Raw genomic sequence first — 24,132 nt, 5'->3', positions numbered from 1 at the left:
GCAAATAAAAAATAATAATAAACATCAATAATATAACATGGCAAATACTGCTAGCATTGAAGTTAACGGAAAAAGAATAGATCTTCCGGTAATAGAAGGAACAGAAAATGAATTGGCAATAGATATTTCTAATTTTAGAACGTTATCAGATGGGGTAATTACTATAGATCCAGGTTTCAAAAACACAGGCTCTTGCGAAAGTAGTATTACTTTTTTAGATGGAGAAAAAGGTATTTTAAGATATAGAGGATATACCATTGAAGAATTAGCTGAGAAAGCCGATTTTTTGGAAGTTGCTTATCTTTTGATTTTTGGAGAACTACCTACCAAAGAACAAAATGATAAATTTCACAATGATATTAAAGCACAGTCGATTGTAGATGAAGATGTAAAGAAAATATTAGATGCGTTTCCTAAAACGGCGCATCCTATGGGAGTTTTATCTTCTCTAACGAGTGCTTTAACAGCTTTTAATCCATCGATAGTTAATGTGAATTCGGAGGCTGATATGTATAAAGCTATTGTTAAAATTATGGGTAAATTTCCGGTTTTAGTAGCTTGGACATATAGAAAGAAGCTTGGATTGCCATTAGATTATGGAGATGATTCTTTGGGATATGTTGAAAATATTTTAAAAATGATGTTTAGACAGCCCAATGGTAACTATCTTCAAAATAAAATTTTAATTGATGCTCTTGATAAACTATTGATTTTACATGCAGACCATGAACAAAACTGTTCTACATCTACAGTAAGAATAGCAGGTTCTTCACATGCAGGCTTATTTGCCTCATTATCTGCTGGGATTTCCGCCCTTTGGGGGCCACTTCATGGCGGTGCTAATCAAGCAGTTTTAGAAATGCTTGAAGCTATTAAAAATGATGATGGCGATACTAAAAAGTATATGGCTAAAGCCAAAGACAAGGAAGACCCATTTAGATTAATGGGTTTTGGACATCGTGTTTATAAAAATTTTGATCCCCGAGCTAAAATTATTAAAAAGGCAGCTGATGATGTATTAGGTAATTTGGGAATTGAAGATCCTATTTTAGAGATCGCTAAAGGTCTTGAAAAAGAAGCCTTGGAAGATTCCTATTTTGTAGATAGAAAACTATACCCCAATGTTGATTTCTATTCAGGGATTATTTACCGAGCTATGGGTATCCCAACGGATATGTTTACAGTCATGTTTGCTTTAGGGCGTTTGCCAGGTTGGATAGCTCAATGGCGTGAAATGCGTTTAAACAAAGAACCGATAGGTAGACCAAGACAAATATATACAGGAGCAACACTAAGAAAGTTTGTTCCAATAGAAAATAGATAACAGTTATTTAAAAATAAATTATTAAGGCTTCATAAGTTTACTTGTGGAGCTTTTTTATATTTACAGTATGCTAGAGCTCAATATAAAAAACGAAATATCACGATTGCGAACGGTTATTTTAGGTACGGCAAAAAGTAATGGTCCGGTTCCAAAAGTAGAGGACTGTTATGATCCTAAAAGTATAGAGAGTGTTTTATTAGGTATTTATCCAAAAGAAGAAGATATGATTTTTGAAATGGATGCTCTTGAGACCGTTTTTAAAAAATATGATGTTCAGGTTTTTAGACCGCATGTTATTAAAAACTGTAATCAAATATTTTCGAGAGACATTGCTTTTGTTATTGATGATAAAATAATAAGAGCCAATATTTTACCTGATAGAGGACGAGAGATTGAGGCCATTAGGTATGTTTGGAATCAAGTTGATAGAAAGAATAGAATTATTTTACCAAAAGAATGCCATGTAGAAGGAGGTGATGTTATGCCTTGGGGTGATTATATTTTTATTGGTACTTATTCTGGTGAAGATTATGCCGATTATATTACTGCAAGAACCAACATGGATGCCGTTATTGCTATCCAAGAATTGTTTCCAGAAAAAACAGTCAAAGCTTTTGAGTTGAAAAAATCCAATACCAATGCTAAAGAAAATGCTTTGCATTTAGATTGCTGTTTTCAACCGTTAGGAAAGGGGAAAGCCATTATTCATAAAAGTGGTTTTTTAATTGAACGCGAATATAATTGGTTAGTTGATTTTTTTGGAAATAAAAATGTATTTGAAATTACTAAAGATGAAATGTACAACATGAATAGTAATGTTTTTTCTATTTCTGAAGATGTGATTATTTCTGAAAGAACTTTTACAAGATTAAATACTTGGCTTCGTCAACAAGGATTTACTGTTGAAGAAGTGCCTTATGCTGAAATAGGTAAACAAGGAGGATTATTGCGTTGTACTACAATGCCATTGATTAGGGATTAAATGAGCTATTTCTGCTTAAAAACAATAGCTTTTAATTCTTTTTAGCATCTATAACATCTTTGCTAAGATGGTCTAAATAAAGAATACCGTTTAAATGGTCTATTTCGTGCTGAAAAATAACAGCAGTAAAACCTTCTACAGTTTCAGTTAAATGGTCAGCTTTCATAGTGTCATATTCCATTAAAATAGAATAAGCTCTGCTATTTAGAGTGTCTGAACGATTTGGAATAGAGAGACAGCCTTCTTTACAAACTTGTTTTTTTTCAGAATACTTTATGATTTTTGGGTTTAAGTAAATTTCAAAAGGGAAATTTTCTTTATCAAAACGTTGCACCCAAATTATGTTTTTTAAAATACCAACTTGCGGTGCTGCGATGCCCACGCCTAAGGACATACTGTCTGTAACAGTTCTATGAAGTCTCTTTATAAATGTTTGCAGAATAATATTGGTTGAATCTGGTTTAATATATTGGCTTTTTGTTCTTAATAATGAGGAATCTTGTTTATTTGTTATTTTAAAAATCCTCATAGGTGTTAGAGTATCGGCAGATGTAATTAATCTGATTTGTTCTACTGAAAAAGATTCTTTAGCAAGGATATTTTTAGCACTATTACAACCAACAATAGCTGCAAAACAGCAAGCAAGAACAATATACTTTACCATTGATTTATTCTGTCTGAATCTAACTTTATGAAAATAAACAATAAGATAGTAAACCCCCAAAGTCCTGAACCACCATAGCTAAAAAGAGGTAATGGTATGCCTATAGTTGGTATTAAACCCATTACCATACCAATATTAATTAAAAAGTGCATAAAAATAATACCAGCGACACTATATCCATAAATACGGCTAAACTGTGACTTTTGTAATTCTGCTAGATGTAGAATCCGCATTAAAAGAAGTACAAATAATATAACAACCATAGTACTTCCTATAAACCCCCATTCTTCACCCACGGTACTAAAAATATAATCGGTATCTTGTTCTGGTACAAATTTACCTGTGGTTCTAGTACCTTCTAAAAAACCTTTCCCTGTTAATCCACCAGAACTTATAGCTCTTTCTGATTCGTTTAAATTATAAGCGATGGTTTTTTTCATACGCTCAAGTTTTTCAGGATCTTTTTCTAAGCTTAACCAAATGGTGATTCTATCTTTTTGATGAAAAGGTAATATGTTGTCATAAAAGTATTTAACACCATAAGAGAGTAAAATACTTCCTATGATGATAGAGATTGGTTGAATAATTAAAGGCTTTCTTTTTCTTATGAAATGGTGTGTTAATACAATTAAACTCAAGGTAATTGAAGTTGCTAAAACTCCAAACTTTAGAGAGAAGAGAGCGAGAATAATGAGTGATAGAGTAATTAATAAATACGCTGGGGATAAGCCTTCACGATATAATATAAATATAAAGCAGCCATAAACCAATGTGCTTCCAGCATCTTTTTGAAGCAATACTAAAATAGCTGGAATTGCTATAATAGTTACAACAGTAATCTGATCTTTAATCCTTTTAATATCAGTATTTAAATCACTTATATACTTAGCAACGGCTAGTGCGGTAGCTGCTTTGGCAAATTCACTGGGTTGAAATGTCATACCACCAATGCCGTACCAAGATGTGGCACCATTTACATTTTTTCCAAAAATAAAAAGACCTACAAGTGATAGCATTGAAATAATATAAATAATGCTAGAAAAACGTTCGTAAAACTTAGATTCTATGGCTAATAAAATAATAATTAAACCAATGGTTAGAAAAATAAATATTAGTTGTTTTCCATAGCGTTGGGAGAAATCAAGATAATCAATAGTTTCCCCTGTATGTGATGCCGATAAAATATTCAGCCAGCCAAAACCAACAAGTAAAAAAAATAGAAAAATGGTAATCCAATCGAATTTGAAATATTTCTGAGCCTCTACCATTAACTAGATAAATGTTTTAACTGCTCTTTAAGCCTATTGTACTCTATATCATCAACTACTTCCAGTGTAGAATTTCTGTTTATTCCAAAAGGTTCTCCAGAATAGGGTTTTTCATATTCATGATCTAAGCTATATCTTAAAATCCAGTCCTCTAAATCTGTTCTGGTAATGGCTCCTTTTATATATTTTTCTATTAATAAACTAGCAATTTTCCCTGCAAAACGACTTCCCCAATAACCGTTTTCAACAAAAACAGCAATAGCTATTTTAGGATTATCTTTTGGTGCAAACGCTACAAATATAGAGTGGTCTGTCAATTGGGTTGTTACGCCATCAATTTTTATGAAATTTTCTGCCGTTCCTGTTTTTCCACAAATTTCTATGCCAGGAACTTGGAGTGTTGAGGCTGTTCCCTTATTATAAACATCAAACATCCCATGAATTACAGGTTCAAAATTTTCTTTGTCAATAGTGGTGTACTTTGGCGTGGTAAAATTTTCATCTATAGCTTCACCTTCAATGCTTTTAATAATATGAGGCGTGTAATAATAGCCTCGATTAGCAATAGCAGCTATCATATTAGCTAATTGAATAGGAGTTGCTTCTACTTCACCTTGCCCAATAGAATTTGATATGTTGTAGGTTGAAGACCATCTATTTTCACCATACCATTTATCATAAAAAGCACCATCTGGAATGTTCCCTTTGTTTCCAATTTTTAAATCGTAACCTAAATAATTACCTAGACCAAAACTTTTTACATGGTTACTCCAAACATCCATGCCTTCATCTGCTTTATCATATTTGTCGATAATGCGTCTGTAAACATTCGCAAAATAGGCATTGCAAGATTGTGCAATGCCATCATTCATACTTAAGGGACTAGAATGGCTATGACATCCTGTAAGACGTCTGCTACCTAAATAATAGCCCATTCTGCAAGAAAATTTATCTTCCGTAGTCACTACTTTTTCCTGTAAACCAATGAGCGCATTCAAAACTTTAAATGGTGAGCCAGGAGGATATTGAGCTTTTAAACCTCTATCAAATAAAGGTTTTGCAATGGTATCGTTGTAAAGTTTCGTAAAGTTTTTTGAGCGGTCTCTCCCTACTAATAAATTGGGGTTATAGCTTGGTGCCGTAACCATAGCCAGAATTTCGCCTGATGAAGGATCTATGGCTACTATACCCCCTCGTTTATGTTGCATTAAGAGTTCACCGTATTCCTGAAGTTTGGCATCAATAGTTATGGTAATATCTTTTCCCTGCTTTGGGAGCGTATCATAAATGCCATTTTTATAGGGCCCCAGATCTCTGTTAAAACGGTCTTTTTGAATGAATTTAATCCCTTTTACACCTCGCAATACTTCTTCGTATGATATTTCGATGCCTTGTTTGCCAATAAGGTCACCCATGTTATAATAAGGGTTTTTTTCAATAATGGCATTATTTACTTCGCCTATATCACCCAAAACATTCGCACCAATAGTCGTTTGATAGTGTCTTAATGATCGTTTTTGGATGTAAAAACCTTCAAACTTCCTCATTTTTTCCTGTAAAGCTGCATAATCCTCTTTGGTTAATTGAGGAATAAAAACAGAGGGTAGCCTGGGAGAATAATGATAGGCTTTATTGTATATTTTTATAAAGTCTTCTTTGGTAATTTTAAGAAGCTTGCAAAAATCAAGAGTGTCTAATGGTTTTACTTCCCTAGGAATAAACATAACATCATAAGATGGCTGATTATCAACTAAAAGATTTCCATTTCTATCATAAACAAAGCCACGTTTAGGATAATCATATACTTTTCGTATGGCATTATCATCATACAAATTTTGATCACCAGTAGAATAAATTTGCAAATAAAATAGTCTACCAATAAAAGTAGCTCCTGTTATTCCAATAATTATGAAAAGTAATACTTGCCTCATTTGTTTTTTCTAGTAAAAATAATAGTTATAATCATGCACATTAATATAGTAAAAATGCTTGAGAATAACGTTTTTTGAAGCACTAAAATTATTTTTGAGATGTTAAATATTTCTAATGAGAATAAAACAAAGTGGTGTGTTACAGTAAGTAAGGTAAAATAGGTGAGCTTTGAACCAAATTCAACAGTATCAAACTTTATGTTTTGATGCTCATAAATAGTTCCAAAACAGAATTTTAAAATTATAGGTCTTACATAAGCAATAAAAACACAAGCCGCTGCATGAATCCCTCCTGTATCTAGAAATAAATCCACCGATAAGCCTAGTAGAAAACTTAAAGTAATAATTAAAATTCTATTATGCCTTATAGGGAAAAAAGCAATAAATAAAATATATGGATACGGATTTATGTAACCATAAAAATTAATGTGATTAAAAATTAGAACCTGAAAAAACACAAGTACCAAAAACCGAACGCTATGTATTGAAATAACATTATTCATTCAGTAGTTTTTTTATTTCTGGTAGATTGACGTTTTCAATAATATATACATGCTCAATATTGGTCATGTCATTAAAAAGTTCAATGTTAATAATGTATGAGTTTTCAGATTGATCTAAATTGAAATCATTAATAGTTCCAATAAGAACTCCTTTTGGGAAAATAGATGAGCGACCTGAAGTTATTATAGTGTCTCCCTTCTTTAAAATTGCGTTTTTTGGAATGTCTATAAGTTGTGTATATTTCGGGTTTTTACCATTCCATTTTAAGGTTCCAAACTGATTTGAATTTTTTAATTGAGCACTAATGTTGCTTTCAGAATTTAAAACTGATAGAACAGTTGCGTAATTTTTTGATGTTTGGTCTATAATGCCTAAAATACCTTTATCAGTTATAACTCCAAAGTCTTGTTTAATGTTGTTTTTGCTTCCTTTGTTGACCAATAATACGTTGTTAACAGTGTTGTAGCTGTTCTTTATAATGTTGGCAGTAGTAAATTTGTATGACGTATTAAAAGAGATGCTATCAATATATGAAGAATCGCGCTTGGTTTTATGATTATAAAGAATCGATTTTAAACGATTATTTTCTTTTGCTAAGATCTCATTTTGAGATTTTAAAGAAAAATACTCACTAATATTGTTAATTGAATTATAAACGCCTCCAGTTAAAAAATTAGCGGAATTTATAAACTTACTTTTATGGTAAGAATGAGATTGAACAGTAAATAAAATAGAAATAGAAAACAGCAACAAGAATAACAAAAACGTTTTGTTCCTTATTATAAAATTTACAATTTGTTGCATGTTTTATTAGCCTATTTTATCAAGACACTTTTATATTTAGCTAAATTTTTAAGTGTAATTCCTGTTCCTCTAACTACAGCTCTTAAAGGATCTTCTGCAATATAAACAGGAAGGTCTGTTTTTAAAGATAAGCGTTTGTCTAAACCTCTTAACATAGAACCACCACCAGCTAAATAAATACCAGTATTATAAATATCGGCAGCCAATTCTGGAGGTGTTTGAGATAACGTTTCCATCACGGCATCTTCAATTCTTAAAATAGATTTATCTAAAGCTTTAGCAATTTCTCTAAAAGAGATTTGAACTTGTTTTGGTTTTCCAGTTAATAAGTCACGTCCTTGAACACTCATATCTTCTGGAGGAAGATCTAAATCTTCAGTCGCAGCACCAATTTGAATTTTTATTTTTTCGGCAGTACGCTCACCAACATATAAATTATGCTGGGTTCTCATATAATAAACAATATCGTTAGTGAAAACATCACCAGCAATTTTTACTGATTTATCACAAACAATACCACCAAGTGCAATAACAGCGATTTCTGTAGTACCACCCCCTATGTCAACCACCATATTTCCTTTTGGTTGCATGATATCGACTCCAATACCTATAGCCGCAGCCATAGGCTCATGTATTAAATATACTTCTTTTCCATTAACTCGTTCACAAGATTCTTTAACGGCACGCATCTCAACTTCAGTAATTCCAGAGGGTATACAAACAACCATTCTAAGCGCTGGAGTAAAAAACTTCTTTTTTAATGCTGGAATGTTTTTAATAAACATACTTATCATTTGCTCTGAAGCATCAAAATCTGCAATAACGCCATCTTTTAGTGGACGGATGGTTTTAATGTTTTCGTGGGTTTTGCCTTGCATTAAGCTAGCTTCTTGGCCAACGGCTGTTATTTTTCCAGTAATTCTATCTCTGGCAACTATGGAAGGAGCATCAACAACTACCTTATCGTTATGTATTATGAGTGTATTTGCAGTACCTAAATCTATTGCAATTTCTTCGGTTAGGAAGTCGAAAAAGCCCATGTATTATCTGTTATTAATGAAGTTATTAAAAAGCCCTTAGGTTTCGGATTGTAAAAGTAATAAAACTACTGAAAAAAAATGAGGTTTATTATTGATAGTTGAAAAATAAATTTCGAAGTTAGAGAGACTTCAAAATTCAGTAAAATAGTTCATTGATTTAGTGGATTTGAACCTGTCATTCTTTTATTAAATAAAGTAATAAATCGCATTTAATCTATTTTATTTGCTTTTTGTCGATATTTTTTATACTATTGCTAGTATAAATGCTTCTTAAAGCATTTAATATTGGGACAAAATTTATTAACCTAAAACATAAGAAATGAATACAACCTTAAATCTATCAGTAGTACCGGGTCAACCTATTCCGGAAAGCAACATTCTTAATATTCAAAAATTAGATGCCCAAATCAGTTTTGCATTTAATTCAACTAGTAAAAAACCTTTTGGACCACTTGTACAAGTGAGTTTCAGTGACACAGGTGCTTTACAAGTTAGTGCAGTCGTTTTTGTGGCAGCTTCAGAGAATCCCAATTTTTCGGGAGTCAATAAACAATATGTTATTTCAAGCTCTGGAGAGCTGGAATTAGATTTTTTTATAATTTATGATGAACCAGAGGTAAGATACCAAATTTTTGATGCTTATCGTATTGATTTTATTGTTGAAAATCCACGAGCTGATTTAGTTCAAATACAAACATATCTTTGGGATACAGATCCTGTATCTTCTAGAGGGACTGTTACTACAGTAAGTCAAGCATAGAGGAATTTAGTTTTTCTTATAAGTAAAATAACCATAGGTAAGAGCTTATGGTTATTTTTTTAGATATATTTGTGTTTATGAAAATCCCTATGCATATAAAGGTTGAAATTAGGGTCTCATTAATTTTGATAGCCCTGTTTTCGGTAAACGCACTCTCTTCTCAAGAGGAACAGGAAAAGGAGTTGTTTGATATTGAAATCAAGAATAAGGCAACCGAGTATAAATCACATGCTTATTTTCACGATGCCGCTTTGTTTTTTATTGAAAAAAACTGGGATTCTACTTTGGTGTATAGCATGAAGCAGCTAAACACAATACAAAATAATACTGAAGTTAAGGATTATACCCATTATTTTAGAGGCTATAGTTTTAATCAGAAAGACCTATTTGAAGAGGCCGAAAAGGAATTTAATCAGATATCCCGTCAATTTGAATTTTATGATTTGGTTAAATTACGCTTAGGAGAAATAGCTTTAGAGCAAAACCAATTTAAAAAAGCAATACCTTATTTAAAAGATGGACTACTAAAATCATCAAATAATCTTTATTTTAAAAAAAGTATTGTATTAAAAAATTTAGGTTTATGTTATCATCATTTAAGACAGTTTAATGATGCGGAATACTATCTATTTAAAAGTATAATATTGCAAGAAAAGTCTCAAGATACTTTAGAAATGGTAAGGACATATGGTGATATTGCAAATTTATATTACGAACAATATAGAGATGATTTAGCGATTTCTTATTTTGAAAAAGCATATAAGCTTTCTGAAAAAGTTAAAGATTTTCAGTCTAAACGAAATACAGCTTTCAATATGGCCGTGGTAGAAGAGAATCGTAAAAATTTTAAAGAAGCATTAATTTATAGAAAAGAGAGTGAGCAATGGAAAGATTCATTAAATAATCAAAATAAGATTTATGAGGTAGCTAAACTTGAAAAAGAGTTTGCAATAAAGGAGAAACAAAAAGAAGTTACTTTATTACAAGCCGAAAAAAAGGCAAAAACAGTTGAAAGAAATGGATTGTTTTATTCGGCTATAGTGCTGTTAATATTGTTAACTACAATCATTTATTTTTACAGAGAGAAAATAAAAACCAATAAAATTATAGTGGCACAAAAGGAAAGGTTAGATGAATTAAACGCTACAAAAGATAAACTTTTCTCTATTGTAAGTCACGATTTACGGTCATCGGTTAATGCCTTAAAAACAAGTCAGGCTAAATTATTAGATAATTTAGAATCTGGTAATTTAAATGCCTTGAGCAATTTGTTGCAAAATAATAGTGCCATTGTAAATGGGGCGTACAATTTGTTGGATAATTTATTGCACTGGGCTTTGTTACAAACGAAACAATCCTATTTCGAGATAACATCAATTCGCTTGTTTTTTATAGTAGAGCAAATAGCCTATAACTATAAACCTATAATGTTAGAAGGCAATATAGATTTCGAAAATAAAGTATTAAAAAAAGACATGGTTTTTGCTGACCAAGAGTCATTGAAAATTATATTGCGTAACTTATTGGATAATGCGATAAAATTTTCTAATTCCGATGGGAAAATTGAAATCTATACACAAGATGTCAATGAAGGGTATTGTGATATAGTTATTGAAGACACAGGTGTTGGAATGTCTGAAGAAACACGTTTAGAGCTTCTAAAAGAGTCTGGTTTGCTTTCTAAAAAAGAAAATGAAAACATTATTGGCACCGGTTTAGGTTTGCAGTTATGTAAATCGATGATTAAAAAAAATAACGGCAAATTTTCTATTGAAAGTGAATTGGGAAAAGGAACAAAAATGATTGTATCTTTACCTAAAACAGTATTGTAATGGATAGCGTAAATGTACTAATCGTTGAAGATACCCCTGCAGAAAGCGATGCTTTAGTGCAAGTCCTTACGGCGAATAATTATACTATTGTAGGTGTTGCCACAAGTTTTAAAAATGCCTTGGAACTGTTTTATAATAGTACAGTTGATATTGTAGTTATAGACATATTTTTAAATGGTAACCCAGATGGAATTTCATTTGCTGAAACCATTAGTATTAGTCCAAATGCATCAAAGCCATTTGTTTTTTTAACCAGTTCTACAGATCGAAAAATATTTGAAAGAGCTAAATTAACTCAGCCTTTTAGCTACTTAATGAAGCCTTTTAATGAGTTGGAAATTTTATATGCCCTAGAAATGGCTGTGGAAAAGTTTTATGCGCAACCCGATGTGTTTTTAGGTGACCAAGAAGATACCATTATAAGTTCCCAGTACTTGTTTATTAAAAAAGGGAAATCCTTAAAAAAGGTCATTATTACAGATATTATATATATAGAAGTAGAGGAGAAATATTGCAATATTATTACGGAAAATGAAAAATTTGTAATTCTAATATCATTAACAAAAATCCTGAAATTACTGGATACTTCTATATTTTGTAGAACTCACAGAAATTACATTGTAAATACAGAAAAAATAGTAGAAATTATACTTGCTGACAATCTTATTATACTATCTGGAAATCATAAAGTTACTTTAAGTGATACTTATAAAGATATCACAAAAAAGATACATACGCTTAAGTGATTCATTTGCTTTTTTAAATCAGAATGGTAGAATTACCTATCGCATTGCTGGTTTTTAATAGGCAAACTTATTTCAAGAATCTTCACACAATATTTAGTTCTCTATTTATAGGTTCTTATGGATAAAAATTCTTGCTTCATGCCTATTTATTCTTGTATAAATGTATTAAACAATACATTTATACAAGAATAAATATAATGCATGTATTCTCGAAAAAACAATAAGGACAAAAAAAATGACTATCAAATGAATATAGGTGAAACTAAAACTCGAAAAAAGTTGTCAGATTATTTAATATTCCTCCTAATAATAGCGGTAATATGTCAATTGGTTATCTTAATATATCGAATAGCTTTATTGTAACTACTATCTATAATTAAATCATTTAAGTAAGGGATTTATTTGTGTTTTAATTAATTTTTTTAAAATGAATAAGTTAGGGTTAGCATAATAGAAGATTTAAATTGAGGTGAGAATTGACTGTAATGAGAAAGAGCACTATTTTTGATAGTGCTCTTTTTATTTTTGCGCGGTTAGTGTAGCTTATTAATGTTTAAAATGACGTGTTCCGGTCATAACCATAGCAACATTATTTTCATTACAAAAATCAATACTTAATTGGTCTTTTATAGAACCACCTGGTTGAATGACTGCTGAAATACCAGCATTTTTAGCGATTTCGACACAATCAGGAAACGGGAAAAAAGCATCACTTGCCATAGCCGCTCCATTTAAATCAAAATTAAATGTTTTTGCTTTGTGTATGGCTTGCTCTAAAGCATCGACACGACTTGTTTGTCCTGTGCCACTTGCCAATAATTTTTTATTTTTTACCAAAACTATCGTATTGGATTTTGTATGCTTGCAAATTTTTGAAGCAAATATTAAATCTTCCAATTCGTTTTTTGTTGGCTTAGTATTTGTAACATAAGTTAAACCTTCAATAGTATCTGTAGCATTATTTCTATCTTGCAATAAAATACCATTTAAACAAGTTCTTACATTCATTTGTGGAAGTTCAACCTCTTTAAGAATTAATATAATTCTGTTTTTCTTTTCTTTAAGGATTTCTAAGGCTTCCGCATGATACGATGGTGCAATAATTACTTCACAAAACAAGCTGCTTATTTCTTGAGCGGTAGAAACATCAATGGCACTATTACTAATTAAAACACCTCCAAATGCAGAAACGGGATCGCCTGCTAGCGCATCCACATAAGCTTGGTGGATAGTTTTGCTTTGGGCAAAACCACAAGCATTGTTATGTTTTAAAATGGCAAACGTTGGCGCGTCTTTTTTGAATTCATTAATCAGATTGACGGCAGCATCAACATCTAATAAATTATTATAACTTAATTCTTTACCATGAAGTTTAGTAAACATCTCATCAAAATTTCCGAAGAAGAAACCTCTTTGATGTGGGTTTTCGCCATAGCGAAGTACCTTCCCTTTGGTTTCGCTAATTTTTAAAGCGGCTTCCTCATGATTTTTGTTGAAGTAATTAAAAATAGCCGTATCATAATGTGAAGACACGTTAAAGGCTTTTGCGGCAAAACGCTTTCTGTTTTCTTCAGAAATGGAGCCATTATTTTCAACAATGAGTTCTAAAAATTCAGCATAGTCATCAACAGACGACACACATATAACATCAGCAAAATTTTTAGCAGCAGCACGGATCAGTGAAATACCTCCAATATCAATTTTTTCAATAATATCTTGCTCGCTTGCACCAGAAGCAACTGTTTTTTCAAAAGGATATAAATCAACAATAACGATATCAATTTGAGGAATATCAAATTCCGCTAATTCAGCAACATCGCCAGAATGGTTTTGTCTGTTTAAAATACCACCAAAAACTTTTGGATGTAGCGTTTTTACTCGACCACCTAAAATGGAAGGATAGGAGGTTATTTCTTCAACAGGAACGACATCAATTCCTAAATCATTAATAAAACTTTGTGTGCCTCCTGTAGAGTATATAGTTACACCTTGGTGGTTTAATTCTTTTACAATAGGTTCTAAACCGTCTTTGCTAAATACGGAGATTAAAGCAGATTTAATCTTTTTTTCGTTGCTCATTTTTGATGTGTTATATTAAGTTGCAAAAGTAATTATTTAAACCAAAAAATAAGTGCTTTGAAACTTTAAAAAACATATCGTTTTTTTAACTAAAGAGTGGAGTTGTTAACAACTATAAAATTTCGGAAACTTTAGCGCAAACAAACTCCAAAAAGCGTTCGTCAGCTTCTGTAAAAGGATCTGGTGTGTTGGAGTCGATATCAATCTGACCAATATTTTCCCCATTTACAAAAATGGGAATTACAATTTCGGCTTTTACGGTGATGCTGCAAGCAATATAATTATCTTGGGCCGATACATCTGGTACTACAAAATTTTTATTGCTAACAGCCACTTGGCCACAAATGCCTTTTCCGAAAGGAATTACGGTATGCTCTGTTGGAGCGCCTACGTAAGGCCCTAGAATGAGTTCTTCCTTTTTACCATTTCTAAAATAAAAACCCACCCAATTGTAATGAGATACATTAGTTTCTAACAATTTACAAATATTTAGTAACCGTTCATCAACTGAATTTTTGTTGTGTGAAAGTATGGTTTCAATTTGTGGTTTTAGTGTTTCAAACATCATGTCGTCAAAAGTTTTTGGCAAAAGTATTTAAAAAGCTTTAATTATTTTAATGAGGTTCTAATTTGTTATGAACCCAATACGAGAAGATTATTATATGTTTTTAATTCAACCAATCTTTATTATGGCTTTTATTACTAGCATTTATTATTAAAATTGAAACCGTAAAGATGTTAATCAAAGTATAAAAATTCATTTAAACTTCACTTTTTTGTATCTTTGCAACGTGATTAAAGATATATTATATAAAGCGTTCTCGTTTACCCTGGCACTTTTGGTTTTAGTGTCTACCATGTCCTTTACTATAGAAAAACATTATTGCGGAAATTCATTAGTTGATACCGCTGTTTTTGCTAAAGTTAAAGGTTGTGCTATGGATATGTATAAATCGCAAACCGCTGAAAAAGAGACTAAGCATTGTTGTAAAAACGAAGTGGAGCTTATTAAAGGCCAAGATAAATTAAAGATTGTATCTTTTGAGAATTTAAAATTTCATCAGCAACTATTCTTTACCTCTTTTGTTTATTCCTTCGGAAATCTTTTTGAAGGTTTACCAGAACAAGTTATTCCCCATAAAAATTATTCTCCTCCCAATTTGGTCGCCGACATTCAGGTTTTGGATCAAGTTTTTATCATTTGATTTTTTATTAATTTAATGGAATAAAGAAGCCCCTATAATTTGTGGGTTTCTTAAATTAATAATTTTTCAAATTAAAATCATGAAACATACATATACAGTTACAGGGATGACCTGTAATGGTTGCAGAACCTCTGTTGAAAGAAAATTAAATGAAGTAAACGGTGTTATACACGCAACAGTAAATTTAGAAAATGCTGAAGCCATTATAGAAATGGAAGCTCATATTCCTATTGGAAAATTCCAAGATGCTTTAAAGGAAATGGGGGGACATTACAATATCGGTCTTCCAGGAGAGGGGCCTCAGGAACCTCTTCATAAAAAAGATAGCAAAAAAAGTACAAGAAATGGTAACGGTGTTTTCTATTGCCCCATGCATTGCGAAGGTGAGAAAACATACGATAAGCCTGGAGATTGCCCTGTTTGTGGGATGGACTTAGTTGAAGAAGCTAATACAAATCAAAGTTCGAATACAGAATATACATGTCCCATGCATCCTGAAATCAAGCAGGATGAGCCGGGTTCGTGTCCAAAATGTGGTATGGATTTGATCCCAGTTGAAGCTAAAGATTCTGCTGAAGTTAAAACCTATAAAAAACTTCTTAAAAAGTTCTGGATTTCAGTAGCTTTTACGCTTCCTGTTTTTTTAATAGCCATGTCCGAAATGATTCCAAACAATCCTCTATATCACGTTTTGGATTTAAAGGATTGGAATTGGGTACAGTTTGCATTGTCCATTCCAGTTGTTTTTTATGCAACTTGGATGTTTTTTGAACGTGCCTATAAATCCATGGTAACTTGGAATTTAAACATGTTCACGCTTGTGGGTATTGGTTCTGGAGTCGCTTGGTTGTTCAGTGTCTTTGGTATGTTTTTTCCTAACCTCTTTCCGGATCAATTTAAAACAGAGACAGGTACCGTTCATGTGTATTTTGAAGCTGCAACAGTCATTTTAACATTGGTATTGTTAGGGCAGTTGTTAGAGGCCAAAGCACATAGCAAAACAAATTCTGCTGTAAAGGAACTGCTCAAATTAGCACCAAATAAAGCCGTAAAAGTTGTTGATGGAGAAGAGCAAGTAGTGTCAATAGATAAAATTAAAATTGGTGATACGTTGCGAGTGAAGCCAGGGGATAGAATCCCGGTGGATGGTATATTGACACAAGGGGAAAGCTCTGTAGATGAATCTATGATTACAGGAGAGCCTATACCTGTTTCAAAAGCAATAGACGACAAGGTAAGTGCGGGAACTATTAATGGCAACCAATCATTTTTAATGAAAGCCGAAAAGGTTGGTGAAGATACACTTCTGTCCCAAATTGTAACCATGGTCAATAAGGCCAGTAGAAGTAAAGCTCCTATTCAAAAATTGGCAGATAAAATTTCAGGATATTTTGTGCCCATAGTCGTGATTATCTCCATAATCACATTTATTGTTTGGAAATTCTTTGGTCCAGAACCGTCATACGTTTATGCTCTTGTAAATGCTATTGCGGTGTTAATCATTGCCTGCCCTTGTGCGTTAGGATTGGCAACCCCCATGTCTGTTATGGTAGGGGTAGGTAAAGGTGCAAAATCTGGTATTCTAATTAAAAATGCGGAGGCTTTAGAGAAGCTTAATAAGATTGATGTATTGATTGTTGACAAAACAGGAACTATAACCGAAGGTAAACCATCCATAGAAAAGATTGGCCACCAATCTGCAAAATATAGTGAAAGTGATGTGTTGCAGTTTATGGTTTCAATCAATCAAATGAGTGAGCATCCTTTAGGAGAAGCAGTTGTAAAGTATGGTAAAGAAAAACAAATCAAACTATTAAAAGTGACCGACTTTAATTCTGAGACAGGGAAAGGGGTTACAGCTAAAATTGATGGTAAGTACATAGCATTGGGAAACGAAAAATTAATGCAGAGTGTACATTCAGTTATTCCAGATGAATTTTTAGATGATATGAAAAAATATCAAAGAAAAGGCAAAACAGTTTCATTGCTTTCCGTTGATGCTGTTACGATTGGTTACGTAGTAATTAGTGATAAAATTAAAGCGACTAGTAAAGACGCCATTTCTCAATTACAATCAAAAGGTATTGATGTTATCATGCTTACAGGCGACAATCATGATACGGCCAAAGCCGTTTCAGACACTTTAAATCTCACAGGTTTTAAGTCGAATATGCTTCCAGAAGATAAATTAAACGAAGTAGAACGATTGCAAAATGAAGGGAAAAGAGTTGCCATGGCTGGTGATGGTATTAATGATGCACCCGCTTTGGCAAAAAGTGATGTGGGAATTGCCATGGGAACAGGAACTGATGTGGCTATAGAAAGTGCCACAATAACGCTAATAAAAGGGGATTTAAATGACATTGTAAAAGCTCATAATTTGAGTGAAAAAGTCATGAGGAATATCAAACAGAATTTATTTTTCGCCCTTTTTTATAATAGTATTGGGGTACCCATTGCAGCTGGAATATTATTTCCATTCTTTGGTATTTTGCTGTCACCAATGATAGCGGCGACAGCCATGAGTTTTAGTTCGGTGTCTGTTATAGCCAATGCGTTACGATTAAGACATACTAATATCGATTGACATGAACAAATTGCTATATATACTATTAATACTTCCTTTTTTAATGTCTTCCCAAGAAAAAATTACTGGGATGATTATGGAAGCAAATAAAAAAAATGAGCATATAGGACTGGCTGGAGCTAATGTATATTGGCTCAACACCACTATTGGTACAGTAACAAATATTGACGGGATGTTTTCTTTGGATTATAAAAAAGAATACACAAAACTCATTATTAGTTATGTGGGTTTTAAAACAGATACTTTAACCATTACTGAGCCTAAAATGGTACATCATTGGTTGCGACCAACCGATAATTTGGACGAAATTACCATAAGGTCTAGAAAGCAAGCTACAACAAAATCTTTTTTGCAAGCAGCCAATACCTTTACCGTAAGTAGCGATGAATTGTTAAAGGCGGCCTGTTGTAACCTGTCTGAAAGTTTTGAAACCAATCCATCTATCGATGTGAATTTTGCTGATGCGGTAACAGGTACAAAACAAATAAAAATGTTAGGACTCACAAGTCCCTATATTTTGATAGCTACCGAAAATATTCCAACCGTAAGAGGGGCTTCGCAAGCATTTGGATTGAGTTTTATTCCGGGTACCTGGGTAGAAAGTATTCAAATTACCAAAGGTGCTGGAAGTGTGGTGAATGGTTACGAAAGTATTGCGGGACAAATAAATGCCGAACTAGTAAAACCTTTTACTGATGATAAATTATTTGTAAACCTTTATGGAGCATCTAGTGAGCGTTTAGAGTTGAATACGCATGTAAATACCAAAGTGAGTGATAAGTGGTATACAGGTTTATATATTCACGGAAACACTCATAATGCAGAACATGATGTGAATAATGATGGGTTTTTGGATATGCCAAAATTCAATCAAATTAATCTTATGAACCGTTGGCAATATACCAATGCGGAAAAAGGTTTTGTAAGTTTTATAAATTTGAAATTCTTAAATGATGAAAAACAAACGGGACAATTAAATTTCGACCCTAAAACCGATAAATTAACAACCAATGCTTGGGGTAGTGAAATTGATACCAAACGTTATGAGGTATCGGCGAAATTTGGTTATGTTAATCCAGAAATTCCTTGGCAAAGTGTTGGTGTTCAAACTGCATATAGCAGTCATGAACAAGAGTCTTATTTTGGTTTAAAACAATACAATATCACTCAAAATAGTTTGTATGTTAATGCTATTTACAATTCTATAATTAGTGATTCTAGACACAAAATAAAAACAGGAGTTAGTTATACATACGACCATTATGATGAGTATCTAGATGCTCAAAACTTAGCTTCAAATTATAAAAGAACTGAGAATTCTGTTGGTGGTTTTTTTGAATACAATTATGATGACGTTGATAAATTTAATATGACAGCAGGTGTTCGAATAGATTATCATAATTTATTAGGGACATTTATTACACCTCGTGTGCATGCTAGATATACACCTTGGGAAAAATCAGCGTTGCGTGCATCGTTTGGAAGAGGTAAGCGTAGTGCTAATATTTTTGCAGAAAACCAGAATATTTTTGCAAGTTCAAGAACCCTTAATATTTTAAATACTACAGGAAAGATTTATGGATTAGATCCTGAAATTGCTTGGAATTACGGCCTCTCTTTTTTACAGGGATTTAATCTATTCAACAGAAAAGCCGATGTCACATTAGATTATTATAAAACCGATTTCACCCATCAAGTGGTAGTAGATTTTGAAAATCCACAAGAAGTCAATTTTTATAATTTAGGTGGAAAAAGCTATGCGAATAGTTTTCAACTAGAATTTAATTATAATATGTTTGAGCATTTCGATGTAAGGGCCGCTTATAAGTTTTATGATGTACAAACGCAATATCATTCAGGTAAATTAGAAAAACCATTAACACCAAAACATCGTTTGTTTGCCAATGCATCTTATGAAACTCATTTGCAAGACAATGGTTCTCAATGGAAGTTTGATGCTACTTTTAATTGGATGGGGAATCAAAGGTTTTCATCAACATCAACAAACCCAATTCAGTATCAGTTACCAGAACGTACACCCACAGTATCGACTTTAAACGCACAAATAACAAAAGTGTTTTCTAGTTCATTTGAAGTGTACATTGGAGGAGAAAACATGACCAATGTAAGGCAACAAAATCCTATTTTAGCAGCAGATGATCCTTTTGGAGTGAATTTTGATACCACTTTTGTATATGGTCCTGTTTTTGGAAGTATGTATTATGCTGGATTACGATTTAGAATAGAATAATGCCCTTTTGCCTTTTTTGCAAAGGCAGGAATCTGAATGAATAAAAAACTTAATTATAAACAGATTCTCTCTCTTATGAGGAGGATAAAAATGAAAAATAGAAAAAATGAAAAAACTAATATTAATAGCAGTCATGCTAATAGGAGTCGCAACATACGCACAAAACAAGAATGCAAAAGCTTCCATAGAAGTTGATGGTGTATGTTTAATGTGCAAAGCCAGGATAGAGAAAGCTGGAATAAAAACGAAAGGCGTAAAAAGCGCTATTTGGAATGTGCAAACACATGAATTAAAATTGATTTATGATGACAGCAAAACCAATTTAAAAGACATTGAAAAGAATATTGTTGCTGTGGGGCATGATACAAAGAACCTAAAAGCGAAAGATGAGGTTTATAATAGTATAAGTGAATGTTGTCGTTATAGGGATGCATCGGTCGTTGATGCCCATAAGGACTAATAATCTTAAAAGTCCAAACTAACCAGTTTGGGCTTTTTTTATGAACAAAATTGATTAACTTCGTTTCCAGTAAAAATCCAACAAACCTAAAACCATGAAAAAATCTATTTTAACAATCCTTATTTCTACTTGTTCTTTTATGAACAGTTTTGGACAAAATGCCGGTAAAGAATGGCTCGATTTAAATTATGCCCATGATGATAATGTCTACCATAAGCTTGATATTCACTTGCCTAATATGGAGAAGCCTACATACAAAGCGATTATTGTTATTTATGGTAGTGCATGGTATGCTAATAATATGAAACAAGCCGGCTTTCAAGCCTTGGGGAAACCGTTGCTTGATAGCGGTTTTGCAGTTATTTCGATTAATCACAGATCGAGTGGAGATGCTATGTATCCTGCTCAAATTAATGACGTGAAGGCTGCCATTCGTTATGTAAGAGCCCATGCTGATAAATATCATATCGATGCGTCTTTTATTGGTATCACCGGATTTTCTTCAGGTGGTCATTTGGCATCGTTAGCAGGAACCACCAATGGGGTTAAAACATTTACAGTTGGAGATAAAACAGTTGATATCGAAGGCAATTTAGGAGACTACACCCATGTAAGCAGTAAAGTGGATGCTGTGGTTGATTGGTTTGGCCCCATCGATTTTACACGTATGGAAAACTGTGCAACCACCAAAGATGACAAATCTCCTGAAGCTGCTTTAATTAAAGGGAATCCCGCAGACAATTTAGATATGTTGGCACTCATTAGTCCTATGACATTTATTGACAGCAATGACCCTCGGTTTTTGGTAATTCATGGGGAAGCTGATAATGTAGTATCACATTGCCAAAGCGTATTTTTCTCTGATGCATTAAAAGACAAGGGATTATTGGCTGAATTTATTTCTGTACCAGAAGGGCAACATGGTCCCGTTACATTCAATGAAGACACTTTTAAAAAGATGGGTGATTTCTTTTTGAATGAAGCTGAAAAGAAATGATAATGTTTTGGTTTTATTAATGATTTTGTGAAAAATCATTGAAAGTAGACATGGTGATGACAAAGCACTTATTCCATACTATTACTATTATCGGATATTGTTTGTATAAAGATATAGACTTAACAATTTAAGAGATAGTTGAAAAAGAATTTTCTGAAAGAATACCAGAACAAGAAAAACCCATACGAATAGATGAAATAATCAAGAATTTAAGGTTCTGATTTAAATAAAAATAATTGAAGGCCCTTATATGTATCTATGTTGTTGGTTTAAATAATACCTGTAATATATTATTGTTAAAGCCTAATTAAAATAACCTTGAAGTAGAAATAAAATATTAAATTCGAGCGCTTTCACAATGAAAGATTGAATTTTTTACAATTAAAATATATTGATATGTGTTTATTTAAAATAGCTTCTAATATTAAGTTGAAGCTAAACATCTTTTTTACTCTTCTCTTTTTTGTTTTAATATCCCTTCAGGCATTTTCGCAAGGTGGATTTAAATGGTCTAATGATGGCAATTCGTATTACCGTATAGAAAATAATAATATTGTTCTTTACTCTTTACCATCAAATGACTCTAAAGTTTTAATATCGAAAGAACAATTAACTCCCGAAGGAAGTGAAAAACCACTTGCAGTAAGTTATTTTAATATCTCAGATGACGAAAAAAAAGTGTTATTACTTACCAATACCAAACGGGTATGGCGAATTAACACGAAAGGGGATTATTGGATTTTGAATTTTGAAACAGGGAAGTTGCAACAAATTGGTAAAATCCTGCCAGAATCCTCGCTTATGTTTGCTAAAATATCTCCTGACGGAAAATCTGTGGCTTATGTAAGTGGTAATAATGTTTATGTTGAAGATTTAAGTACTTCAAAGATAAAAGCATTGACAACAGATGGTTCTACGACCTTAATTGATGGAACGTTTGACTGGGCTTATGAAGAAGAATTTGCATGTAGAGATGGATTTCGATGGAGTCCAGACAGTAAATCCATTGCCTATTGGCAGATTGATGCGAGTGATATTAAGAAGTTTTACATGATTAATAATACAGATTCTATTTATTCAAAACCTATTCCCATTGAATATCCTAAAGTTGGTGAAACACCATCCTCTTGTAGGGTAGGCGTCGTATCTATTGACGATGCTAAAACAAAGTGGATAGATATTCCAGGCGATCCACGCCAACATTATATTGTTCGCATGGAATTTGTGCCCTCAACTGAGAAATTATTGATTCAGCAATTGAATAGAAAGCAAAATGAGAATAAACTTTTTATGTCCGATTCTAAAACTGGCGATTCAAAAGTTGTCTATGAAGAGTCTGATAAGGCTTGGGTAGATATTTACCAAGCAGGAAACCCTTATACTATTGACTTTACAAATAACTTTATTTGGTACAACAATGGTAAAAATATTTTATGGGCTTCAGAGAAAGATGGGTGGAGACATTTATATAATGTGTCTTTAGAAGGGAAAAAGGAAAACCTAATCACTCAAGGAGACTATGATTTTATCGATTTGGAATATATTGATATCAAGAATGGGAATGTATATTTTATGGCATCACCAGATAATGCGACGCAGAGCTATCTTTATAAAACCAAGCTTAATGGTAAAGGTAAATTAGAATTGGTGAGCCCAAAATCTTTAAAAGGAACTCATAGTTATGATGTGTCGCCTACGGGAGCCTATGCTATTCATTCGTTTTCAAATCATTATACAAGACCTGCAAGTGAATTAATATCATTTAAAGATCAAAAACCAGTTAATATAGAAGCTAGTATTGAAACCAATATCGCTAAATTAGAAGAAGCACCTAAAGAAGAATTTATAAAAGTAACCACTGCTGATGGTGTTGAAATGGACGGATGGATGGTAAAGCCAACAGATTTTGATCCAGCTAAAAAATATCCAGTAGTATTTTATGTATATACCGAGCCAGCTAGCGCGACTGTGAAAGATAATTATGATATAGGGAGCAATCGACTTTACAAAGGTGATATGGCAGAAGATGGCTATATCTACATCTCTTTAGACAGTAGAGGAACGCCTGCACCAAAAGGACGCGAATGGCGTAAATCTATTTATAGAAACATAGGGCAAATTAACATTCATGACCAAGCTATGGCGGCCAAAGAAATTTTAAAATGGGATTTTGTCGATCCAGAAAGAATAGCCGTTTGGGGTTGGAGTGGTGGAGGTTCTACAACTTTAAATTTAATGTTTAGGTATCCGGAAATTTATAAAACAGGTATCGCTATTGCCGCTGTAGCCAATCAATTAACCTATGATAATATTTATCAAGAACGTTATATGGGCTTGCCACAAGAAAATAGGGAAGATTTTGTTAAAGGTTCTCCAATAACCTATGCTAAAGGTTTGGAAGGTAATTTATTATATATTCACGGCACAGGCGATGACAACGTACATTACCAAAATGCCGAAATGTTAATTAACGAGTTGGTAAAATACAACAAACAGTTTCAGTTTATGGCGTATCCAAATCGTACCCATAGTATTTATGAAGGCGAAGGTACTACGGAACATTTAAGGGCTTTATATACTAATTATTTAAAGGCAAATTGCCCTCCAGGAGGAAGATAAAACCATTTTATATATAAAATGCTTATTGTAAGATCCAAAAAAAACGCTTCAAAATAAATTGAAGCGTTTTTTAATATTT

19 protein-coding genes are annotated in these 24,132 nt (G+C 32.6%); 11 read left to right on the top strand and 8 right to left on the bottom strand.

What is annotated here, in order from left to right:
* The first annotated feature begins 37 nt into the window (after window positions 1–37).
* Both DKT72_RS13280 and DKT72_RS13275 read left to right on the top strand, forming a co-directional pair.
* The gene (locus tag DKT72_RS13280; protein ID WP_111309234.1) at window positions 38–1,324 is read left to right on the top strand and encodes a citrate synthase; all 1,287 of its coding nucleotides are present in this window, start codon (window positions 38–40) and stop codon (window positions 1,322–1,324) included.
* 67 nt (window positions 1,325–1,391) lie between these two features.
* Complete coding sequence (locus DKT72_RS13275; protein WP_111309233.1) at window positions 1,392–2,306, top strand: dimethylarginine dimethylaminohydrolase family protein; 915 nt, start codon at window positions 1,392–1,394, stop codon at window positions 2,304–2,306.
* Window positions 2,307–2,337: 31 nt separating this feature from the next.
* On the opposite strand, the gene def is transcribed toward DKT72_RS13275, so the two are convergent.
* The 6 genes from def to DKT72_RS13245 are packed head-to-tail and all read right to left on the bottom strand — an operon-like array spanning window position 2,338 to window position 8,517.
* Window positions 2,338–2,970: a peptide deformylase gene (def, locus tag DKT72_RS13270; protein WP_111309232.1), complete on the bottom strand. Its 633-nt coding sequence runs from the start codon at window positions 2,968–2,970 to the stop codon at window positions 2,338–2,340.
* Entirely contained in the window at window positions 2,964–4,238 is a 1,275-nt protein-coding gene (gene rodA / locus DKT72_RS13265) for a rod shape-determining protein RodA (RefSeq protein WP_111309231.1), read from the bottom strand. The genes def and rodA overlap by 7 nt, the downstream gene beginning before the upstream one ends.
* Complete coding sequence (mrdA, locus tag DKT72_RS13260; RefSeq protein WP_111309230.1) at window positions 4,238–6,169, bottom strand: penicillin-binding protein 2; 1,932 nt, start codon at window positions 6,167–6,169, stop codon at window positions 4,238–4,240. The genes rodA and mrdA overlap by 1 nt, the downstream gene beginning before the upstream one ends.
* Complete coding sequence (locus tag DKT72_RS13255; protein WP_111309229.1) at window positions 6,166–6,672, bottom strand: rod shape-determining protein MreD; 507 nt, start codon at window positions 6,670–6,672, stop codon at window positions 6,166–6,168. Before DKT72_RS13255 ends, mrdA begins: the two co-directional genes overlap by 4 nt.
* On the bottom strand, window positions 6,665–7,477 hold the full coding sequence (gene mreC / locus DKT72_RS13250) for a rod shape-determining protein MreC (protein ID WP_111309228.1): 813 nt from the start codon (window positions 7,475–7,477) through the stop codon (window positions 6,665–6,667). The genes DKT72_RS13255 and mreC overlap by 8 nt, the downstream gene beginning before the upstream one ends.
* Window positions 7,478–7,488: 11 nt before the next feature.
* Entirely contained in the window at window positions 7,489–8,517 is a 1,029-nt protein-coding gene (locus DKT72_RS13245; RefSeq protein WP_111309227.1) for a rod shape-determining protein, read from the bottom strand.
* A gap of 319 nt (window positions 8,518–8,836) precedes the next feature.
* On the opposite strand from DKT72_RS13245, the gene DKT72_RS13240 reads away from it, so the two are divergent.
* The 3 genes from DKT72_RS13240 (at window position 8,837) to DKT72_RS13230 (ending at window position 11,855) form a co-directional block, all read left to right on the top strand.
* On the top strand, window positions 8,837–9,277 hold the full coding sequence (locus tag DKT72_RS13240; protein ID WP_111309226.1) for a hypothetical protein: 441 nt from the start codon (window positions 8,837–8,839) through the stop codon (window positions 9,275–9,277).
* A 77-nt stretch (window positions 9,278–9,354) separates the two neighbouring features.
* The gene (locus tag DKT72_RS13235) at window positions 9,355–11,109 is read left to right on the top strand and encodes a tetratricopeptide repeat-containing sensor histidine kinase (protein WP_235841703.1); all 1,755 of its coding nucleotides are present in this window, start codon (window positions 9,355–9,357) and stop codon (window positions 11,107–11,109) included.
* Complete coding sequence (locus DKT72_RS13230; RefSeq protein ID WP_111309225.1) at window positions 11,109–11,855, top strand: LytR/AlgR family response regulator transcription factor; 747 nt, start codon at window positions 11,109–11,111, stop codon at window positions 11,853–11,855. The genes DKT72_RS13235 and DKT72_RS13230 overlap by 1 nt, the downstream gene beginning before the upstream one ends.
* A 546-nt stretch (window positions 11,856–12,401) precedes the next feature.
* Here the strand turns inward: DKT72_RS13230 and purH are convergent.
* Both purH and DKT72_RS13220 read right to left on the bottom strand, forming a co-directional pair.
* A complete protein-coding gene (gene purH, locus DKT72_RS13225) occupies window positions 12,402–13,934 on the bottom strand; it encodes a bifunctional phosphoribosylaminoimidazolecarboxamide formyltransferase/IMP cyclohydrolase (protein ID WP_111309224.1) in 1,533 nt (510 codons plus the stop codon).
* 112 nt (window positions 13,935–14,046) lie between these two features.
* Entirely contained in the window at window positions 14,047–14,502 is a 456-nt protein-coding gene (locus tag DKT72_RS13220) for an XrtF-associated fRMsr-like GAF protein (RefSeq protein WP_111309223.1), read from the bottom strand.
* Between the two features lie 226 nt (window positions 14,503–14,728).
* On the opposite strand from DKT72_RS13220, the gene DKT72_RS13215 reads away from it, so the two are divergent.
* From DKT72_RS13215 to DKT72_RS13190, 6 genes are all read left to right on the top strand, one after another.
* A complete protein-coding gene (locus DKT72_RS13215) occupies window positions 14,729–15,139 on the top strand; it encodes an HYC_CC_PP family protein (protein ID WP_440588168.1) in 411 nt (136 codons plus the stop codon).
* Window positions 15,140–15,218: 79 nt separating this feature from the next.
* A complete protein-coding gene (locus DKT72_RS13210; RefSeq protein ID WP_111309222.1) occupies window positions 15,219–17,726 on the top strand; it encodes a heavy metal translocating P-type ATPase in 2,508 nt (835 codons plus the stop codon).
* A gap of 1 nt (window position 17,727) precedes the next feature.
* Complete coding sequence (locus DKT72_RS13205; protein WP_111309221.1) at window positions 17,728–19,977, top strand: TonB-dependent receptor; 2,250 nt, start codon at window positions 17,728–17,730, stop codon at window positions 19,975–19,977.
* A gap of 106 nt (window positions 19,978–20,083) precedes the next feature.
* The gene (locus DKT72_RS13200; RefSeq protein WP_111309220.1) at window positions 20,084–20,437 is read left to right on the top strand and encodes a heavy-metal-associated domain-containing protein; all 354 of its coding nucleotides are present in this window, start codon (window positions 20,084–20,086) and stop codon (window positions 20,435–20,437) included.
* 94 nt (window positions 20,438–20,531) lie between these two features.
* Entirely contained in the window at window positions 20,532–21,434 is a 903-nt protein-coding gene (locus tag DKT72_RS13195; RefSeq protein WP_111309219.1) for an alpha/beta hydrolase, read from the top strand.
* A 396-nt stretch (window positions 21,435–21,830) separates the two neighbouring features.
* Window positions 21,831–24,053 carry a S9 family peptidase gene (locus DKT72_RS13190; protein WP_111309218.1) on the top strand — a complete coding sequence of 741 codons (2,223 nt, stop codon included), beginning with the start codon at window positions 21,831–21,833 and terminating at the stop codon, window positions 24,051–24,053.
* Window positions 24,054–24,132: the final 79 nt, after the last annotated feature.

Origin of the sequence: Confluentibacter sediminis (assembly GCF_003258355.1) — a bacterium.
Classification (GTDB): Bacteria; Bacteroidota; Bacteroidia; order Flavobacteriales; family Flavobacteriaceae; genus Confluentibacter; species Confluentibacter sediminis.
Note: the sequence above shows the minus strand (reverse complement) of the source record. Positions and strands in the feature narration are given on the sequence as shown.

What these genes read in the sequence shown, in the direction of transcription:
- rodA (WP_111309231.1), bottom strand. Translation starts at nt 4,238, where the DNA reads ATGGTAGAGGCTCAGAAATATTTCAAATTCGATTGGATTACCATTTTT.
- DKT72_RS13230 (WP_111309225.1), top strand. Translation starts at nt 11,109, where the DNA reads ATGGATAGCGTAAATGTACTAATCGTTGAAGATACCCCTGCAGAAAGC.
- DKT72_RS13275 (WP_111309233.1), top strand. Translation starts at nt 1,392, where the DNA reads ATGCTAGAGCTCAATATAAAAAACGAAATATCACGATTGCGAACGGTT.
- DKT72_RS13255 (WP_111309229.1), bottom strand. Translation starts at nt 6,672, where the DNA reads ATGAATAATGTTATTTCAATACATAGCGTTCGGTTTTTGGTACTTGTG.
- DKT72_RS13245 (WP_111309227.1), bottom strand. Translation starts at nt 8,517, where the DNA reads ATGGGCTTTTTCGACTTCCTAACCGAAGAAATTGCAATAGATTTAGGT.
- mrdA (WP_111309230.1), bottom strand. Translation starts at nt 6,169, where the DNA reads ATGAGGCAAGTATTACTTTTCATAATTATTGGAATAACAGGAGCTACT.
- def (WP_111309232.1), bottom strand. Translation starts at nt 2,970, where the DNA reads ATGGTAAAGTATATTGTTCTTGCTTGCTGTTTTGCAGCTATTGTTGGT.
- DKT72_RS13220 (WP_111309223.1), bottom strand. Translation starts at nt 14,502, where the DNA reads ATGATGTTTGAAACACTAAAACCACAAATTGAAACCATACTTTCACAC.
- DKT72_RS13210 (WP_111309222.1), top strand. Translation starts at nt 15,219, where the DNA reads ATGAAACATACATATACAGTTACAGGGATGACCTGTAATGGTTGCAGA.
- mreC (WP_111309228.1), bottom strand. Translation starts at nt 7,477, where the DNA reads ATGCAACAAATTGTAAATTTTATAATAAGGAACAAAACGTTTTTGTTA.
- purH (WP_111309224.1), bottom strand. Translation starts at nt 13,934, where the DNA reads ATGAGCAACGAAAAAAAGATTAAATCTGCTTTAATCTCCGTATTTAGC.
- DKT72_RS13280 (WP_111309234.1), top strand. Translation starts at nt 38, where the DNA reads ATGGCAAATACTGCTAGCATTGAAGTTAACGGAAAAAGAATAGATCTT.
- DKT72_RS13235 (WP_235841703.1), top strand. Translation starts at nt 9,355, where the DNA reads ATGAAAATCCCTATGCATATAAAGGTTGAAATTAGGGTCTCATTAATT.
- DKT72_RS13200 (WP_111309220.1), top strand. Translation starts at nt 20,084, where the DNA reads ATGAAAAAACTAATATTAATAGCAGTCATGCTAATAGGAGTCGCAACA.
- DKT72_RS13240 (WP_111309226.1), top strand. Translation starts at nt 8,837, where the DNA reads ATGAATACAACCTTAAATCTATCAGTAGTACCGGGTCAACCTATTCCG.
- DKT72_RS13190 (WP_111309218.1), top strand. Translation starts at nt 21,831, where the DNA reads ATGTGTTTATTTAAAATAGCTTCTAATATTAAGTTGAAGCTAAACATC.
- DKT72_RS13205 (WP_111309221.1), top strand. Translation starts at nt 17,728, where the DNA reads ATGAACAAATTGCTATATATACTATTAATACTTCCTTTTTTAATGTCT.
- DKT72_RS13195 (WP_111309219.1), top strand. Translation starts at nt 20,532, where the DNA reads ATGAAAAAATCTATTTTAACAATCCTTATTTCTACTTGTTCTTTTATG.